16 protein-coding genes, 1 other RNA gene and 1 pseudogene are annotated in these 18,792 nt (G+C 45.5%); 10 read left to right on the top strand and 8 right to left on the bottom strand.

From position 1 onward, the window contains the following. Positions 1-328 precede the first annotated feature (328 nt). The 4 genes and pseudogenes from strainIA91_RS10755 to strainIA91_RS10770 all read right to left on the bottom strand — a co-directional run bounded on the left by strainIA91_RS10755 (position 329) and on the right by strainIA91_RS10770 (position 5,914). Positions 329-3,022, bottom strand: a complete 2,694-nt coding sequence (locus tag strainIA91_RS10755) for a right-handed parallel beta-helix repeat-containing protein (RefSeq protein WP_400168267.1) — start codon at positions 3,020-3,022, stop codon at positions 329-331. A gap of 81 nt (positions 3,023-3,103) precedes the next feature. Next, positions 3,104-4,276, bottom strand: a pseudogene (locus strainIA91_RS10760) (trypsin-like serine peptidase); the annotation flags it as partial. Positions 4,277-4,341: 65 nt separating this feature from the next. Beyond that, on the bottom strand, positions 4,342-4,770 hold the full coding sequence (locus tag strainIA91_RS10765) for an META domain-containing protein (RefSeq protein ID WP_400166775.1): 429 nt from the start codon (positions 4,768-4,770) through the stop codon (positions 4,342-4,344). A gap of 40 nt (positions 4,771-4,810) precedes the next feature. Continuing rightward, positions 4,811-5,914, bottom strand: coding sequence for a hypothetical protein (locus tag strainIA91_RS10770; RefSeq protein ID WP_400166776.1), 1,104 nt, complete (start codon positions 5,912-5,914; stop codon positions 4,811-4,813). 1,031 nt (positions 5,915-6,945) lie between these two features. Here strainIA91_RS10770 and efp point away from each other — a divergent pair. From efp to strainIA91_RS10815, 9 genes are read left to right on the top strand one after another with little or no spacing between them, the layout of a single operon-like run. Further along, the gene (efp, locus tag strainIA91_RS10775) at positions 6,946-7,509 is read left to right on the top strand and encodes an elongation factor P (protein ID WP_400166777.1); all 564 of its coding nucleotides are present in this window, start codon (positions 6,946-6,948) and stop codon (positions 7,507-7,509) included. A 19-nt stretch (positions 7,510-7,528) separates the two neighbouring features. After that, positions 7,529-7,996 (top strand): acetyl-CoA carboxylase biotin carboxyl carrier protein, encoded by a 468-nt coding sequence (accB, locus tag strainIA91_RS10780; protein WP_400166778.1) that lies wholly within the window; start codon positions 7,529-7,531, stop codon positions 7,994-7,996. Further along, entirely contained in the window at positions 7,996-9,354 is a 1,359-nt protein-coding gene (gene accC / locus strainIA91_RS10785) for an acetyl-CoA carboxylase biotin carboxylase subunit (RefSeq protein WP_400166779.1), read from the top strand. Before accB ends, accC begins: the two co-directional genes overlap by 1 nt. A 10-nt stretch (positions 9,355-9,364) precedes the next feature. After that, the gene (gcvH, locus tag strainIA91_RS10790; protein WP_400168268.1) at positions 9,365-9,739 is read left to right on the top strand and encodes a glycine cleavage system protein GcvH; all 375 of its coding nucleotides are present in this window, start codon (positions 9,365-9,367) and stop codon (positions 9,737-9,739) included. A gap of 50 nt (positions 9,740-9,789) precedes the next feature. Further along, positions 9,790-11,127 carry an aminomethyl-transferring glycine dehydrogenase subunit GcvPA gene (gene gcvPA / locus strainIA91_RS10795; RefSeq protein WP_400166780.1) on the top strand — a complete coding sequence of 446 codons (1,338 nt, stop codon included), beginning with the start codon at positions 9,790-9,792 and terminating at the stop codon, positions 11,125-11,127. Next, a complete protein-coding gene (locus tag strainIA91_RS10800) occupies positions 11,124-11,867 on the top strand; it encodes a geranylgeranylglyceryl/heptaprenylglyceryl phosphate synthase (RefSeq protein ID WP_400166781.1) in 744 nt (247 codons plus the stop codon). The genes gcvPA and strainIA91_RS10800 overlap by 4 nt, the downstream gene beginning before the upstream one ends. Before the next feature lies 1 nt (position 11,868). Then, a complete protein-coding gene (locus strainIA91_RS10805) occupies positions 11,869-12,459 on the top strand; it encodes an SIS domain-containing protein (protein WP_400166782.1) in 591 nt (196 codons plus the stop codon). 9 nt (positions 12,460-12,468) lie between these two features. Beyond that, positions 12,469-13,383 (top strand): site-specific tyrosine recombinase XerD, encoded by a 915-nt coding sequence (gene xerD / locus strainIA91_RS10810; RefSeq protein WP_400166783.1) that lies wholly within the window; start codon positions 12,469-12,471, stop codon positions 13,381-13,383. After that, positions 13,380-14,018: a site-2 protease family protein gene (locus tag strainIA91_RS10815; RefSeq protein WP_400166784.1), complete on the top strand. Its 639-nt coding sequence runs from the start codon at positions 13,380-13,382 to the stop codon at positions 14,016-14,018. The genes xerD and strainIA91_RS10815 overlap by 4 nt, the downstream gene beginning before the upstream one ends. 27 nt (positions 14,019-14,045) lie before the next feature. Here strainIA91_RS10815 and strainIA91_RS10820 read toward each other — a convergent pair whose 3' ends face one another. Next, the gene (locus strainIA91_RS10820; protein WP_400166785.1) at positions 14,046-14,816 is read right to left on the bottom strand and encodes a TrmH family RNA methyltransferase; all 771 of its coding nucleotides are present in this window, start codon (positions 14,814-14,816) and stop codon (positions 14,046-14,048) included. A 128-nt stretch (positions 14,817-14,944) separates the two neighbouring features. Here strainIA91_RS10820 and ssrA point away from each other — a divergent pair. Next, positions 14,945-15,299: a transfer-messenger RNA gene (gene ssrA, locus strainIA91_RS10825) on the top strand. 648 nt (positions 15,300-15,947) lie between these two features. On the opposite strand, the gene strainIA91_RS10830 is transcribed toward ssrA, so the two are convergent. The 3 genes from strainIA91_RS10830 to strainIA91_RS10840 form a co-directional block, all read right to left on the bottom strand. After that, entirely contained in the window at positions 15,948-16,331 is a 384-nt protein-coding gene (locus tag strainIA91_RS10830) for a response regulator (protein ID WP_400166786.1), read from the bottom strand. Between the two features lie 70 nt (positions 16,332-16,401). Further along, positions 16,402-16,677: a helix-turn-helix transcriptional regulator gene (locus strainIA91_RS10835; RefSeq protein WP_400166787.1), complete on the bottom strand. Its 276-nt coding sequence runs from the start codon at positions 16,675-16,677 to the stop codon at positions 16,402-16,404. 83 nt (positions 16,678-16,760) lie between these two features. Continuing rightward, complete coding sequence (locus strainIA91_RS10840; protein WP_400166788.1) at positions 16,761-18,491, bottom strand: tetratricopeptide repeat protein; 1,731 nt, start codon at positions 18,489-18,491, stop codon at positions 16,761-16,763. Between the last annotated feature and the right edge of the window lie 301 nt (positions 18,492-18,792).

An 18,792-nucleotide genomic window follows, 5' to 3' on the forward strand; every position in this document is an offset into this window, starting at 1 on the left:
GATGATATTGTTATTCGTATATATGTATTATCGAATAAAACAACAGATTGAGGCCTTATTTCAATCATCCCGGTCGTTGAGTAGGCCGCCGACTGGCCGGCATATCGAGGTGCTAATATTTCGGGCGGACACAGGTCTGCACCCTCTCCCTATCGTGACCTTGTACCCTCATACCTTCCGTGCTCCCAAATTTCCTCTGCGATATATAAAAAATAATATCAGCGTCTCCGCCCCCTCCGCAATATAAAAACACTCTCCGCGTCTCTGCGCCCTCAGCGGGAGGCATCACCCAAAATCCCTCCGCATCTCCGCGCCCTCTGCGGGAGGCTCATTTCATATACACAATCTTCCGGATCTGCACCTGCCGGTCAAAACGGGCCCTGACGATATAAAGACCCGTAGAGAGGTGTGAAGCGGTGTAATCAAAATGGTGTTCGCCGGCGGGATGATTCGAAAAAGCTATCCGGTCTACAATGCGGCCGGTGATATCCACAACTTCAAACACAAGATCCCCCGCATCCGGCAGGCTGTAGGTCAACCGGGTCACCGGATTGAAGGGATTGGGATAGGCGGATCCAAGTATAAAAACTTCGGGAAGGATCTCCTCTTCCTGTCCGGGAAGGGTCCGTTTCCGGATCACCACTTTCTCCGGATCTTCTCCCCAATCGATTCTGGCAATGCCGGTCAGTTCATCCTCCGGATATTTGGTTTTCAGTTCTGTTAAATAATACTCCGCCTGAACACTATCCGCTAAATCCTTATCATAGAGATTGAACAGATCAAAAAGGGCCGTGGTTTCATGGATGGTTTCCGGGTTTTCCGCAAGGATTTCACGGGAGAGGGCGATGGCCTGTTTCGTATCTTTCATCCGACGGTATTCGGACACTTTCCGGGATTTGATCACGGCCCGGAGGGTCTTATCGTCGACACCGGTCAGGAGTTCATCCAGATACGTCAGCATATCCCGGGGTTTCTGTTCACGGCAGAGGCGTACGGACATGCTCAAGGCCCGGTAGGCATAAGTGGAGGCGGGATATAAGCGGATCAGGGTCTGAAAATCATCGAGTGCCCCGGTATAGTTCTTTTCCCACACGGCACTCATAGCGACTTCCCACAGGGCTTTGGCCGCTTCGTCGCCCGGTTTTTCTTCCGGATGGGATGCGATGACCGATTCAGGGCTGCTTTTACTCAGGGTGCTGCCGGAACCGGGATCGGATTGCAAAGGATATGTGGTGAGTACATCTCCGTAACAGGCAGATGCTGAAGGTTGACCCCACCAGCAACGTCTTGCATCGATGGATGATGTGCCATCCGATGCGACGGCGGCATAATAGGTCCCCTGCCAGATAATGGAGTTTTTGCAATTTCCCCACACTTGTGGGATATGTCCACCCATAACAGGCGTTGAAGCATTGGATGCTAAAATAACACCCTCTGAAGATTCTCCGGATGACATATAATTAAAGCCCGTGTATGTATAATTTTCATACTGTCCAAACAGCGGATCGCTCCCGTTGTTTGCATACACTGCCCATAAAGCATCCGTGGTGCTGATCGTATTATAATACAGATCCGGTGATGATGAATACATTATAAAAGCATAATTCCCGCTTCCGCCGGTAATCAAATTATTGTGCATTTCCGAATTACTGTTCACAAAATATAGACCGAATAACCCGGATTCCGTGATTGCATTTGATTCTATTAAGGGGGACCCGTTGTAAACATACAGGCCAAAGGTTGAGGCATTGCTGATTGTATTATCAGAAATTTCCGAACCCGCCGGGACATTCAGACTCATGATCCCATATCCGGAATTTGATAGTTCGTTGTTGGAAATAACGACAGACCCATTCGAACCTGAACAATAAATAGCATACGTCTCTATATCGGACAATGTATTCTCATATATGTATGGGGTCGATCCATTAGAACAGTAAATACCATTTTTACTGTTTGAGATTTCATTAAAGGTTATAACAGGTGTCCCATTCAATCCTGAATTAATTGCCCTGCTTGAAATATTTGTCAGATGATTATAAAAAATATACGTTGAAGAATTCAGAGAGCTTATTCCGTAAGATGCATCAGATATGGTATTTGAACTGAGTACCAGGGCATCCTGGCCTGTTTTCCCTGAATGATCACGAATGGCTGTGGTTGCATGGGTTATAGTGCATCCGCTTAATGAGCCCGAACTGTTTTCCTGATAATATAGACCGCCCCAGGTTCCGGAAATACTTGTAAACGTTGCATTATTTCCTTCCAGGGTTGCACCCCCTGCTATCTCCAATGTTTTTCCCGATGGATATTTTAACAGGGCTCCATCCTGAGCCACCAGCTTTCTTCCACTCGTCAGGGTATACGTATCATTAAAAATAAATTCTCCGCGAAGGTAAAGTTCTGATCCGTTATTAAATGCATCATCAATTGTTGTATACAACCCCAGAACCGTTGACCCGGACATAAGACGGATATCCGGAGTAAAGCTTGCACCGGATTCGATAGCAAGTGACCCGGATCCTTTTTGAATGGTATGACTGTCTAACGTAATATCTGACCCGTTTCTAAATGTCAGTGTCACCCCCGGGGGAACGGTGAGACTCACGGCAAGGGTGTGAGAACCATATACATCGATACTCTGGCCACTGGTGGCGGCTGACATGGCAGATGTGATTGTGGAATATATCCCTTTAATGGCACTTCCCGTTATAAGCCGGGTATGGGAATTGGAGGAGTTGATGGTTGCGCCGGATTCGACGGTGATCGTTCCGCCGGTAGAAATTATTGAATACCCATTCAGAGTAATATTCGTACTATTGGATATAGTTAGAGTAATACCAGAAGGAACAATAATAATTCCTGTGATTGTGTGGGATCCGGACCATATTGCATTTGCTGGCAACGTGCCTTCCGACAACATGCCATTATCAATACCATCAAGAACTGTAGCACCTGTGTTATCCGGATCAAGCCAATCTCTTAGGCGAGAAGAAGAACTGCCCCCATAATTCCATGACATAGAAAATTTGCCATACCATTTAGTTCTATATTCACAAAAAGGAACATCTCCTGTTCCTCCTTGATTCTGACCTACAACTCTATGGTCCTGATTAATTAATGGTGCTCCAGATGACCCCCTTTCTGTAGTTCCATCATCAAATGTAACTCTCCAATGAGAATTTTCTGGTGTTACGTCCCAAGAACTGGATATTGCTTGATCGTATTCAAAGGAAATTTTTTTGATATCACCACTTGGATGATGGATAACTACAGAAGATGTCGGTGGAGTATTAATATTAGACCAACCGTTATAATATACATTGTAATCAGAAGGCGGTGTTTCATCAAGTATGAGTAATGCAAAATCTGATGCTATATTACTAGCTTTGAGAGATGCTCCAACAAGTGTTTGTGCAGTCGGCTCTTCAGGAGGATTGTTACAGGTGTTGCTTTCATAATTAAACCAAATAACCCAGGTGTCAATATCCCCGTCTAAACAGTGTTCGGCAGTTAAAAAATAGGGAGCATAATTTTCTTTAACATTGTTAAGTAAAGAGCCGGAACAAAGTCTGGTACCATCACCTAGGACAATCAAACCAACCGATCGAACTTCATTCTGCCAGTCTTCAGCTTCCGGACAATGGACATTATTATTACAAGCTTCAGAATCACCATAACCGGTAATTTTATAAAAATGACTCTTATTAGCACCCTTAAAAAAATCACGGTAAGCATGAACAACTCTGGAAATACTAATTTCACCGGTTCGGATAACATTTGCGGGTTCATAATATTCAAGAATAATTTCATCACCTCTAACTAATCCGGTAGCAAACTTACCATGCGCTTTATTATTTCGGGATGTAAAAGCACCAATAATCATACTTTTTTCATTATTATATAAAAAATATTTTGATCCTTCTGGCAACCAAAATTTATCATAAATCAAGTTTATTGAATATGCACCACGAGATATTATTTTTAAACGCCATAGTTTACTTCCATCGGGAAAATTTACCCACGTACCCGAGTTTTGCATATTATATGAAACATCAAATCCATAACCAAAACGATAAGGTTCAAATTCCGGCGCATATTCGTCCTCAAACAGAAGCATTTCCGTGTCAATTTCCATCATTTCTTTAACCTCGATGGATTCTGAAACTTGTCGGCTAAAAGAGTAAGGCTGTCCCCCTTCACTTAATTGTGCATAACTATCTGAGTATGCACATACTAAATAAAATACAACAAACAAAAAAGCTTTCAATTTCATAATTACTTTTCCTTATCTTATACGTTCTTTCATTCTTTATAAGAATGGAAAGCTGAGACACAATACTAATTAATAAAAAATATTAATCTGTAGTTATTTTCATAATAAATATATAAACAATCATTTTTTATTGCGTAATTATGAGCTTTACGAAGTGCGGAAAGATATTTATCACTTACGGATTGATCACCACTACAATTCTTTTCTGTTGTAACCAGTTGATCAATTTTTAATGAATCACCGGAAAAAATGATATATTTTGCAAAGAAATCGTTACAGTCATTTTTACCTGAGATCGTGCTATCGTTATTAAAATGGATAGTATAAATTTTATCCTTTGGTGGTTTGAGAATGTTGCCGTCATTATCAAATGATTTCAATGTCCATAGAGTATTTTGAAGACTTATTTCATTATCATTATTTTCATCTGTTAAAATACAATTAGAAAATATTATTATAAAAACAAGACTAAATAATATCTTGAACTTTTTCATCCTTATACCCCTTTTTTCTTTCTAATATAATTTCCCATTACTATTCCACCAATTTTCCGTGTAAAACCAAGTCATATGGGCCAGGACATAGTATACTAAAAATTATATCTTTTTCTAAAATCAGAGGGTCACCAACAAAACTAATGTTTTCTGTTGGAAGCTTGTAGAGATATTCCATGTCTGTGCCATTATAGTGAACAATGCCGTCTTTCATGCAAATAAAAATATCTTTTTCATTTCTCCCGAAAATTGGTCTATAGAAATTATTCATATTTATGGAAATAAACTTTTTAAAATCATTACTTTTATAATAAAACACGTCATTACCAACAGTAAAATAAACCTTTCCATATATTGAGCTTATTCCAGCCCAGGAAATTATGCTTTCTTTATTGGAATAGATTTGCTGTAGTTCATTATCTACTACCTGATAAAATTCCACATCGCCGTCACCGGTCTCATAATTGATCCCGTATGAAAATACATACACCTTGTCATTCTCTGCTCTAATCCTCAAAAACTGTGAATTAAAATCAGCCCGGGCCATTTCCCGCCAGTTCGTGCCGTCATAATGCAAGACAAACCCTCGCCAACACTCATTTGTTCCATCAAAAAAACTGATAACACCACAGGCATAAACATCGTTTGGTGAGGTTCCCCACATATCATAAATATTAATAGAATAGTAATCCTCTTCGATACTATACACATAGTTTTGTTTCCATTCCGCACCGTCATAATGCCAGATCCCTGCTCCATGCTCAAGCCAGCCTGCACCACCCCCCATCCATACATCATCCGCACTGAAACCAAACAGCGTAAATCCGGAACACCAGATTGTTTCATTGGTGTACGTCGTCCACTCTGTGCCGTCATAGTGCAGCAGCCGGTCATACTGGGTACCGCCACCGCCAACCGCCCATACGTCATCAGGTGAAGCACCCCATACCGAACTGATATAATTCATGGGCATATCCAGCGTATCCAATGTCCATACATAGTTCCGTTTGCCCGGTTCCGGCTCAGGTTCAAATTCCGAAGGATTATCTTCACAGGAACAAAGAGCCAATAGTGTTATCATACTTACTATCAGACATGTTTTCCGGATCATGCTTGCCTCATCTGTTTTTTCGAATTGCACCATTAGGGTGAAAAGTCTGGAATATTTTCATTCTCTTGGTTAAAAGATTGAAATCAGGTAATAAATTTTTACTTTTTCTGCAATTGTTAAATATATTGTTACATTGGCACAAATAATTACACATTAAAATAACTATTTTTGATTTTTGGCTCATATTACCAACACTTTTTACGAACTTACTGCATATTATAAAAAAAAAAAAACGATTGTCAAGATTATTCAGGTTGAGACTCGCTGTTTGCAGTCGGCAGTGGACAGTCGACAGTCGACAGTCGACAGTTGGCAGTGACGAGGAGATTGGAGGGATTGATTTGATTGAATAGATTGATTGGATTGCTTGCCCCGTGAAATGAGCGCAGCGTATTTCACAGGGGATTGCCTGCCCCGTGAAAAGGGATCCGGTTTACCGGGATATTTCACGGGGGATTCGATTGAATAGATTGATTGGATTGGGGGATTGGATGATTGGCACTTCGCTGAGCTCAGTGTTCAAACGCCTTCGGCGATCAAGAATTCAAGCGGCACTTCGTGCCGTTCAATTGCTTCACTTTGTTCAGCATTCAAGCACTGCTTCGCAGTGTTCAAAAAAGAATTCCAGTCACCCATTGAAATCCGCATATCTGGAATTGAACACCGAACGAAGTGAGGTGCTTGAACCCCATGAAATGGGGGTTGAACGCCGTCAGGCGTTGGAATACCGCACAGCGGTTATTGAACACCGAACATTGTGAGGTGCTTGAACACCACGAAGTGGTGATTGAAAGCCGCGTAGCGGCGTTTAATAAATCAAGCGGCACTTCGTACCGTTCAATTGCTTCGCTGCACTCAGCATCTCCGCCCTCTCCATAAAAAATCACTCTCAGCATCTCCGCGCCCACTGCGGGAGGAAAAAGTCTCCGCGCCCTCTGCGGGAGGATGTCGACTGCCCACTGACGACTGATGACTGACGACTGATTAAGTTTACATAAAATCATTGTGTATCCCAAAAGCCTGTCATAAATTTTATTCCTAAACATAAAGAGACGAGGCAAAACGTGGCATCAACAGCAGATTTCAGAAACGGGATGGTCATTGTATACAATGGCGCCCTGTGTAAAATTGTAGAGTTTCAACACAGCAAAATGGGTCGCGGCGGTGCCGTGATCCGGACCAAGCTGAAAAATATTATTACAGGACAAGTCCTGGAAAACACATTCCGCTCCGGCGAAAAGGTGGAAGAAGCCCGGGTTGAAGCCCGGGAAATGGAGTACCTGTATAATGACGGGACCTTCTATTACGTGATGGATCACGAAACCTTTGAACAAATCCCCCTTTCGGCTGATATGCTGGGAGATGATGTGTACTATATGAAGGAAAACGCCTTTGTGAAGGTCCTCATGTATCAAAACAAACCCATCGGCATCGAACTCCCCACGGCTGTTGTTCTGAAGATCACGGCCACTGAACCGGGCGTCCGGGGAAATACGGCCACCAATGTGACCAAACCGGCCACCTGCGAAACGGGACTGGAAGTCCAGGTCCCGATTTTTATCAACGAAGGGGATCTGATAAAGGTGGATACCCGGGACGGTTCTTATCTGGGACGGGAAAGCAATTAATTAAAAATGAGGGGTTGTCATGAGTGAAAGCTGGATTCGCCGGATGGTCAGTCTGGTGGAAGAAAGTGATATTGAAGAACTGGAATTTTCCGGTTTTTTCCGAAAGATCCGTATCAGTAAACACAAGTCCCCGGGAGGCGGTTCTGTCGTCTATTCTTCATCGCCGGCTTCGGCATCCCATACACCTCAAACCCCGCCGAAAGAGAGTCCCGAAACCTCAAAACCTGCACCACAAAAAGCACCGGCGGAAGACCCTGCCATAGTGACGAGTCCCATGGTGGGGACATTTTACCGGGCACCGTCTCCGGAAGATAAATCCTTCGTGGAAGTCGGGGATACAGTGGAAATCGGCCAGACACTCTGTATTATTGAAGCCATGAAGATTATGAATGAGATTCAGGCGGAACGGGCGGGGACGGTGAAAGAAATTTTTGCGGAAAATGCCTCACCCGTGGAATACGGAACACCTTTATTCCGGATTGAATAATGGCCCTGAAGAAAATTTTAATAGCCAACCGCGGCGAAATCGCCCTGAGAATTATTCGTGCCTGTCACGAACTGGATATTCCCACGGTGGCCGTTTATTCCAAAGCCGATAAATTATCCCTCCACGTGCGGTTTTCCGATGAGGCGATTTGCATCGGCGAGGCGAATCCCCGGGAGAGTTATCTGAATGTGACCCGGATTATGGCGGCGGCGGAACTGACGAATGCCGATGCCATCCATCCCGGATACGGTTTCCTGGCGGAAAATGCGGCCTTTGCCGAACTCTGCGGCGATCACCACCTGGCTTTTATCGGTCCAACCCCTGCAGTGATCCGGGAAATGGGGGATAAGGCCCGGGCCCGGGAGATCATGAAAAAAGCCGGTGTACCTGTCATTCCCGGAAGCGACGGAGTCGTTAAAGATCCGGAAGCAGCGGAAAAAATTGCCGGAAAACTGGGATATCCCGTCATCCTGAAAGCCGTGGCCGGTGGCGGCGGAAAAGGGATGCGCATCGTTCACGAACCGAAAAATATCCAAAACGCCTTTAATACGGCCCGGAATGAAGCGGAGAATTCTTTCAGCAACGGGGATCTGTACATCGAACGGTTCATTCGAAAACCCCGGCACATCGAAATCCAGATTCTGGGAGATATGCATGGCAATGTATACGCCCTGGGAGAACGGGAATGTTCCATTCAGCGCCGTCATCAGAAACTCATCGAGGAATCCCCTTCCACCGCCGTAGATCCGGAATTACGCCACCGGATGCAGGACACCGCCGTCCGGGCTGCCAAAGCCGTCAACTATACCGGCGCCGGGACCATCGAATTCCTCCTAGATGATAAAAAGAATTTTTACTTCATGGAGATGAATACCCGTATCCAGGTGGAACACGCCATTACCGAAATGGTCATGGGAATGGATCTGGTGAAAAAACAAATCCAGATCGCCGATGGATATATTTTGCCGGAACGACTGAAGGATTACAAAATCCGGGGACACGCCCTGGAATGCCGGGTCAACGCAGAAGATCCGGCAAATGGGTTTAAGCCCTCTCCGGGAACGATTGAAGCCCTTCATATTCCGGGAGGATCGGGTGTGCGTGTAGATACCCACCTCTACAGCGGTTATACCATCCCCGTGAATTACGATTCTCTTCTTGCAAAAATCATCGTCCAGGGTTCCAGCCGTGAATCGGCGATCCACCGTATGGTCCGCGTCCTTGAAGAAACAGTTATCGAAGGAATTAAAACCACCATTCCCTTTCACAGACAGGTTCTTTCACATCCTGATTTCGTGAATGGGACCTTCGATACGGATTTCTTAGAACATTTTCATTTTAACCCCAATAAAGTATAAGGAGTGTATGATGAATTTCCCTAAAAATTTAAAGTATTCCGATGATCACGAATGGGTCCGTGTGGAAGGTGACGAAGCGGTTATCGGAATCACGGATTTTGCCCAGAGCGAACTGGGTGATGTGGTTTACCTGGAACTTCCCTCCGTGGGTGATGAAGTCAGCAAGGGCGATGCTTTCGGTACCATCGAAGCGGTCAAAACCGTCTCCGATATGCTGGCACCCGTTTCCGGTGAAATCATTGCAGTGAATGAAGACCTGAATGATTCTCCGGAAGACGTGAACAAAGAGCCCTATGAAAGCTGGCTGGTTAAAATTAAAATGTCCGATCCTTCCGAAACGGAAGACCTGATGGACGCGGAAGCCTACGAAGAATTTATCGGCTGAGTCTTCCTTCAAACGGACAAGTGAACACCATTCTCTTATGAGGAGAAACCATGGTTTATATCCCCAATTCTGAAAAAGATTTTCAGGAGATGTTACAGGCCATCGGGGTTAAGGATTTCGAGGATCTTCTACAATCCATCCCTGATGTGTTGAAATCGGACCGGACGCTGGATCTTCCGCCGCCCCTAACGGAAATGGAGCTGGAGGCGGAAATCGCCGGAATCGCCGGAAAAAACCGGGCTTCAGACCGGCTGATCAACTTTATGGGCGGGGGAGCCTATGATCACTTCATCCCAAAGGTGGTGGATTATATCCTTTCCCGTTCAGAATTTAAAACAGCCTATACCCCTTATCAGCCCGAAGTCAGCCAGGGCACCCTCCAGGCCATGTATGAATACCAGTCCATGATCTGTGAACTGACAGGCATGGGCGTTTCCAATGCCTCGCTCTATGACGGCGCCAGCGGCCTGGCGGAAGCAGCCATGATGGCCCGGAATATTACCGGAAAAAACCGCATTCTGATCGCTGAAACGGTCCACCCTCTTTACCTGCAGGTCCTGAAAACCTACGCCGGTTCCCTGGAACTGGATATTGACATTCTTCCCGCCAAAAATTATGTGACCGATCCCAATGCATTGGATGAAAAACTGACATCCCAAACGGCAGCGGTCATCCTTCAGAGTCCAAATTTTTACGGTTATGTGGAAAACGCTCCGGCAGCGGCGGAAAAAGCCCATCAGGCGGAGGCTCTTTTCATCCAGGGTTTTGATCCCATTTCGCTGGCCATTCTCAGGGCTCCCGGGGATTACGGGACGGATATCGTTTTTGGCGAAGGGCAGTCACTGGGAAATCATCTGAACTTTGGCGGACCGTATCTGGGACTTTTTGCGGCAGACCGGAAGTATGTGCGAAAAATGCCGGGACGGATAATCGGCGCAACGGAAGATACACAGGGCCGCAGGGGATTCGTCCTAACGCTCCAGACCCGGGAACAACATATCCGCCGGGAAAAGGCCACCAGTAATATCTGCACAAACCAGGGACTCAATGCCCTGGCAGCAACGGTCTATCTGGCGCTACTGGGAAAATGCGGCATTCGGAAAGTTGCCGAACTGAGCACCCAAAAAGCCCACTACCTGCATGAAAAAATCACCGCCTTGAAGGGATTTGATAAAGTTTCGGATGAACCTTTTTTCAAGGAATTCACCGTTTACACCCGTATCCCGGCAGCAGAAGTGGTCCGGGAAGCAGAACAGGCGGGATTTCTGGCGGGAGTCCATGTGGGACAATTTTATCCCGGCAGGATGCATGAACTGATCCTGGCGGTTACAGAAAAACGGACGAAAGCACAGATGGATAAACTGATCAACTTTCTGGGAAGCCTATGACGGTCTACGAACACTTACTTAAAGCCCGGGAAACATATCAGGCCGGATACATGGTCCTGATTGATCCTGATGCACGGCCAATAAAGGAAACCGCTGAATTTGCACGGGTGATCAGCCGCGCCGGTGCCGATGCCATCCTCTATGGAGGCAGCCTGATCACCGACGAGGGATTTACGGATAAATTGATTGCACTCCATGAAGCATCCGATATCCCCGTGATCCTCTTTCCCGGATCTATCGGACAGGTAACATCCCATGTGGATGCCATTTTATATATCAGTGTCATCAGCGGCCGGAATCCAAATCTGCTCATCGGTGAACATGTGACCACCGCCATTCAAATCAAGCGTTCCGGCGTGGAAACCATTCCCACAGGGTACATGCTGGTGGAATCCGGGAAAGTAACGACCGCAGAGTTCATCAGCGGGACCCGTCCCCTGCCGGCCCATAAGCCGGAACTGGCCCTGGCCCATGCCCTTGCCGGTGAGATGCTGGGCTTTAAAATTCTCTACCTGGAAGCCGGAAGTGGTGCAGAACGACCTGTTCCCAATGCCATGATCAGCACGATAAAAAAATATGTCCGGATTCCCGTAATCACCGGCGGCGGTATCCGAACCCCCGAAACTGCCCGGGAAAAGGTTTTGGCCGGAGCGGATTTTATTGTCACCGGGAATGTTTTGGAAGATTCGAACAACACAGACCTGCTGGAAGCCTTTGTGAAAGCGGTCCACGGAGAATAACATGATGAACAGCTCCTTCGACCTGATCCGTGCCCATCTGAAAGCCGGTGGCGATCTGAAACACCGGATTGCCGCATCGGATGATCTGGTTCAGCGTATTTATGACGCCTCAGCCATCATGATCCGGACTTTGAAAAAGGGGAAGAAAATTCTCTGGTGCGGTAACGGCGGCTCAGCAGCCGACTCCCAGCACCTGTCCGCCGAACTGGTGGCACGGCTGAACATAACCCGGCCCGGGCTGGCGTCCCTGGCCCTCACGACGGATACATCCCTCCTCACCGCCTGGAGCAATGATGTAGGTTTTGAAAGCCTCTTCAGCCGCCAGGTGGAAGCTCTGGGGGATAACGGCGACGTGCTTATGGCTCTGTCCACCTCGGGAAAATCCCCCAATGTTTTAAAGGCAGTGAAAAGCGCCCGGGAGAAGAAAATCACCACCATTGCCCTCCTGGGACGGGACGGTGGAGTAATCCGGAGTGAAGCGGATCTGGCCATCGTGGTTCCCTCAGAAAACACACAACTGATCCAAGAAATCCATGTCACGGTAGGGCATCTCCTTTGCGAGCTGGTTGAAACAAAACTGTTTAAAACCTGACCTGCCGCCATGAATCGACTCAAAGAGACCCTGACCGATTTTATCAATCATTTGAGAGTGGAACGTAATTTAGCTGCCAATACCATCGAATCCTACCAGATCGATCTGAACCGCTATCTGGCCTATCTGGAGAGTCTGGAAATTCAAAATCCCGACGCGGTTGAAATATCCCATGTCATTGCTTTTATCCGGGAACTCCATGATGTTCCCCTGGCGCCCCGGAGCATCTCACGGAACCTTTCTGCCATCCGCATGTACCATAGATTTATGATGAATGAAGGGTACATTCAGAAAGACGTCACGGAAAACATCGATCTGCCGAAGCTTCCGGCCCGACTCCCCAAGGTTCTGGAAATTCACGAGATGGAAGCTATCCTCAATGTGATCAACACAGAGACGGATCTGGGAAGGCGGGATCGTGCCATGCTGGAATTGCTTTACGCCTGCGGGCTTCGGATTTCAGAACTTTTGGATTTGCGTCTATCCAATGTCTATCTGAATCATGGCTGGCTGAGGATTTTCGGAAAGGGTTCAAAAGAACGGGTGGTGCCCATGGGTGCGGAAGCCCGGGAATGGTTAAAGCACTATCTGACCTATGTGCGATACACCCTGGCGCAAAAATCCATCGAGAGTGAAGATGTGGTTTTTCTCAATGCCCGGGGCAAGCCCCTGAGCCGCATGGGCGTGTGGAAAATCATCCAGCAGTATATCAAAGCGGCTAAAATCACCAAAAAAGTGAGTCCACACACCTTCCGTCACTCCTTTGCCACCCATCTGCTGGAAGGCGGCGCCGATCTTCGGGCCGTTCAGGAAATGCTGGGACACTCGGACATTTCCACTACCCAAATTTACACCCACCTGGACCGGGAATATTTGAAGGAGGTCCATAAAACCTTTCACCCCAGAGAACGGAGACACGATTGAACAATCAGATATTAGATATCCTCGCCCTGGCTGTTCCCATTTTAATTGCCCTCACGGTCCATGAAGTTTCACACGGGTATGTGGCCTGGAAACTGGGAGATCCCACGGCAAAAATGATGGGGCGTCTGACTCTGAATCCTATCGCCCACCTGGATCCCATCGGAACCCTTATGCTTTTTCTGGTCCGCTTCGGCTGGGCCAAGCCGGTCCCTGTGGATCCCCGTTATTTTAAAAATCCCAAACAGGATATGCTGTGGGTTGCCCTGGCCGGTCCGGCATCCAACATGGTATTGGCCTTTCTTTTTGGCCTGCTGATCCGGGCAGTGGGACTCCAGTCTTCCGGAAATTTTACCGGAGATTTCCTGAAAATGATCCTTCTTTACGGCCTCTATATCAACCTGGCCCTGGCGATTTTTAACCTGCTTCCTATCCCGCCTCTGGACGGGGGTCGTATTCTGCGCGGACTCCTACCCTGGCGCTATGAACATTACGTAGACCGTCTGGAACAATACGGACCTTTTGTATTGATGGGACTCATTTTCCTGGGAATGTTTACCGGATTCAGTGTTTTCGGGATTATTATCACACCTTTTGTGCGGTTTTTTGGGGGAATGTTTGCGGGGATAAACCTGTAGAGAACGGTTTGAAACCGTTCTCTACTATTACAATTGATAACATAATATGCTGAGGATGGCCGCCGCTGCTGTAGCTGCATTCAGGGATTCGCAATCGCTCAAAGGCGGCAGAGTAACAGGTAAAACAGCATCACCGTTCCATTGGGGATTTACACCCCGTGCTTCGTTCCCAATCACAAGCAGAAAAGGTTTATCAGATATTTTCAGTTTGGAAACCGGTGTACCATTCCGGACCACGCTGGCTAAAATTTGGTGGGAATTCCGGGTTTTTTCCAGGATATCTGAGATCGTCATTTCGAAAACAGGCAGGTGAAAATGGGATCCCATGGCGGACCGGATCACCTTGGGATTTACCGCATCCACCGTCCCGGGTGTTGTAATCACCCCGGCCAGTCCAAACCAGTGGGCAATGCGGATCAGGGTCCCCAGGTTTCCCGGATCCTGAATTTCGTCACACACCAACAGAGAGCCTTCAAGCGTGATATCCGGAGAAGACGGCATGGCAATAAGAGCAATCACCCCTTGGGGACTCACCTCGGTACTGAGGCTTTTTATCACACCAGGAGAGACTTCATACACAGGGATATTTCGGTGGCGGGCTGTATCCAGGAGTGCATTAAATCCTGGTTTATCCAGGAGATAAGGCTGGTAGAGAATTTCCTGAACCCGTGCCTGCATCTTCAGGGCTTCCTCCAGGAGAAGAATTCCTTCCAGCAGATAAGCCTGGTGAATTGAGCGATACTTTTTCTGTTGCAGGGAGCGGATACGTTTTAGATGTTCTTTGGAAAGTGTTTCCATAGAAAGAATTTAAGAAGAGTCTGCCTGCATAACGACAAAAACCGTCAGGAGGAACCGACAGCTTACAGATGTGTATAAAGTATTGAACGGAACGGGGAAAATCCCTATACTACCGTGCTTTTTGAAAAGGGGGTGTACAGGTTTCGACGGGATAGACCGGTTTATGCGATAGCGTGCCGAGGTGTTCAGGATTCCTCGTGAATCAACCTGAAAACAATCGTAATTGCAGACAATTACGCTTACGCTGCTTAAACAACATTAGGTAGCCGTCCGCCCGGGTTTGTTCGTGGGCCCGGACCGGGCGCCAATAACACGGACTCGTTCCTGGTATTGTCTGGGTACTAAGAACTAAACACTTTCAGACTGGCTGCCGGTGGTTTGTTTTTTGTCCTCCCGGCAGTAAGACTCAACAAAAAACTGCGCACGGAGAAATCGTGTAAGTCGCTATTTCGGACCCGGGTTCGATTCCCGGCACCTCCACTTGTAAATGTTTAGACGTTGTTTTGTTGGCAGTCGGCAGTTGACAGTTGTCAGTCATCAGTCGTCAGTCGGCAGTCGGCAGTCGGCAGTGGTGAGGGGATTGGGGAGATTGATTCGATTGGATAGATAGATTTGATTGAAACACCAGGAGCGACGCTAACTTCCAACTTCCAACTTCCAGATTTTGATTGCCTGCCCCGTGAAATGAGCGCAGCGTATTTCACAGGTGATTGATTGGATTGGGGGATTGGCACTTCGCTGCACGCAGTGTTATAGGATTCAAGCGGCACTTCGTGCCTTTCAATTGCTTCGCTGCGCTCAGCATTCAATCGCCTTCGGCGTTCAATGATTCCAGGCGTCGACATTTGAACGCTGCGCAGCAGCGTTTGAAAACCGCGAAGCGGCTATTGAACCCATGAGCCCCTGAACCCATGAACCAACTATCAGGAGCAAAGCGACGCTAAATTCCAACTTCCACCTTCTAACTTCTTAAATAGAATTGGCGATTCATTTGATTTAGCACCAGGATTATAAGAGAGATGGAATATATGATTTCGCTTAGGTAACGCCCCCCACCCCGGGGGTAAAATACAGCGAAATGCGACTTAAAGCAAGATAATATTGATAATAATATATATGATGAATAATTTTTTATAATTGTTCCGGGGCTTTACCAAAATAGAATTTGATAATGGGAGTGAGCAGACTGACATCGACAGGTTTGCTAAAATATCCCAGCGGATTCAGTTTTTTTGCCTGTTCACTGAAATCCGACTGAGAGTAACCTGTCATAAAAATAACTGGGATATCCTGTTGTTTACGGATCTTTTCCATGGTGTGGATACCATCTATATCATCCTGTAAAGAGATGTCCATGAGTATCAAATCAGGTTTTTCCTCCTGGGATTTTTGTATAGCTTTTTTACCACATGCCACACAACCGCAAACATCATACCCTTCCAGTTCCAATTCCAGACTAAGGTTGTAAGCAATAATTGCTTCATCTTCCACCAGCAAAATTCGAATCTTTTTCATTCTTTACAAATCCCCCATCCCATATAAATTCGTAACATTAATGAGAAAGTTTTTCATGTTCATTCCGGGTTTATAATTTCATTAAAAATAGAGCTAAGTCTTCGTGGCGTTTCAACGGCATTTTTTTCCTCAGACGATAACGGGTGGTTTCCACCGCCCGAAGCGTACGACCTGAGATTTCAGCAATCTGACGGGTTGTATATCCGGCTCTCAGAAAACAACAGACCCTGAATTCTGCTGTTTTTAAGTTGGGGAAAGACTTGGATAAATGCCGGATAAAATCTTCATGACGGCTGTTAAACCTCTCAAAAAAATCAGGCCACGAATCGTTATTTACGGGTTCCATATAAAAAAATAGTGGGGAAATCGCTGAAAATTGCTACTACAAAACTACGCAAACAGGTATAAAACAAGAACGATGACAATTCCTTAGATTTGATTGATAAACTCCTGAAAACTCATTTCTTCTGGAATTTCAAGTTTTTTACGCAACCGGTATCGGCTGGTTTGAACTGCCCGGACGGTAAGATAACAAAGTGATGCAATTTCCTTGGTGTCCAGGTTCATCCGGTGGTAAGCACAGATTTTTATATCCTGAGAGGTCAGAGCAGGATTGATGGCTGTTAAATGTTGAAAAAAGCCCGGGAAAATCTGAGTAAAACGGGTTTCAAATTGTCTCCAGGCCTGGCCTCCCTGTAGTGAGCGATCAATGGCATGGACAGCTCGCCGAAGCATTCCACCAGAATTACCACTATCACTACCCGTCAGTTCCTGTAAATCAGACTTCAGCTTTTCAAGAAAACTTTTCTGTTGTTGTATGAGAGTCGCCTGGCAGATTAGCTCCCGATTTGCCTGATCTTGTTTGATTTTCTCAAGTTGTAATTGCTGTACATGAATTTTTTCCTTCTGATTCAATATTTTTTGGTGTGTTTTTTTTCTATTATGATATCTGGCGATCAACAACCATAGCATTGCCAGAAACAGCAGGCTGATAAAAAATGCCCCATTTCGCCAAATGTGTGCTTTCTCAAGTTCCAGTTTTTTTATGTATAATTTATGTTGATACTCTTGAAGCAGGTTTTGGATATCAACTCGTTGAATTTGTGCAGAGACTTCCGACTCATAGCGCTTTTCCATAAGTTGATTCAGAAAATGTTGATGCCGGATCAGTAATTCCTTCTCACCTGTCAATTTATAGTGTTCAATCAATCTTTTTTCGATTTGGATCTGATGATGTATCATCCCTTCTTTTTCAAATAATTCCCGGGCCTGATCTAAAACAAGTAATGCAGAATTATCATCATGCATATCAAAATATAAATCAGACATTGTCAGATAAAGGTCCGACAGGTAAAAGAGATTTGTGTTCTGGATAAAATCCGCTTCTGCCTGTTTCAAATATTGGATGGCTGTCAATGTATCGCCCTGTTCCAATAGCACGGAAGCGGCTTTTTCTCGTATGAGACCGATAAGATTGTCTTCCGGATCGGTTACCGTCACATTCAGGGTTTTATTGTAGTAGACCAGAGCTGAATCTCTTTGTCCCATAGCACGATATAGATCGCCGATATATTTATAACTGTGAGCCAGCAAATAAGGAATGTCAAGTTTTTCGTGTGCAATATGAAGCGCATCCAAAAATAATTGATGTGCTTCATGATAATTTCCTAATGCTTTTTCAATAAGAGCCAGATTGTTGATGGAAGTGTAAACACCTGCCCAATTATTTTCTTTGTGAAATAGATTTTTGGCGACTTGATATTTTTCGGCAGCAGGTTCAAATTGATTTTGATGATAATAAAGATTGCCGATATCGATATTCAGATATCCGGTCTTTGGACCCATGCCCGATTCCTCCAACAATCTGGCGGCATCCAGATAAAAAGCCAATGCCTGCATAGGAAAACCCTGTTTATCCAGTAGATATCCCATATGCAGAGTGGTAAATGCACGTATTGTATCAGGAATTTCATCAGGTGTAAGGTCGAGAATCTCCAGGCCTATTTGTATTGCTTTTAGTGGATTGGATTTGAGATGTGCTGTAAGCGAATCATGCATCCATACACCGGCAGGTATGTTGGAATGGGTCCGATTGGCTTGTATGGGCCTTGTTGAAAAAAGCAGACAAATTCCCAGAATTATCAGGAGGTGTGAACACATATATAGGGTACGGTTTGTTGCCATATGTGTTATTGCTTTTTCCAGGTATCGTTCATTTTTGAATATAAGGAAGTCTCCAGTCATTATAGATTTTTTTCAGAAATACGAGGTTTTTTACATTGCAGACACATCAAAGTGATATCTTAATCAGAAAATCTTCGGATTAATACAGGATATACACATGAATAATGGTTAAATTTTTCTTATACTTTAACCAACAAATAAGGTGAGATATGAAAAAAAGTATACGACATAAGTCTCCTTTTTACATCCATAATACTCCTTCTTTCATGTTCACAGG

Source organism: Candidatus Neomarinimicrobiota bacterium (assembly GCA_041154365.1).
Lineage (GTDB): Bacteria > Fidelibacterota > Fidelibacteria > Fidelibacterales > Fidelibacteraceae > Fidelibacter > Fidelibacter multiformis.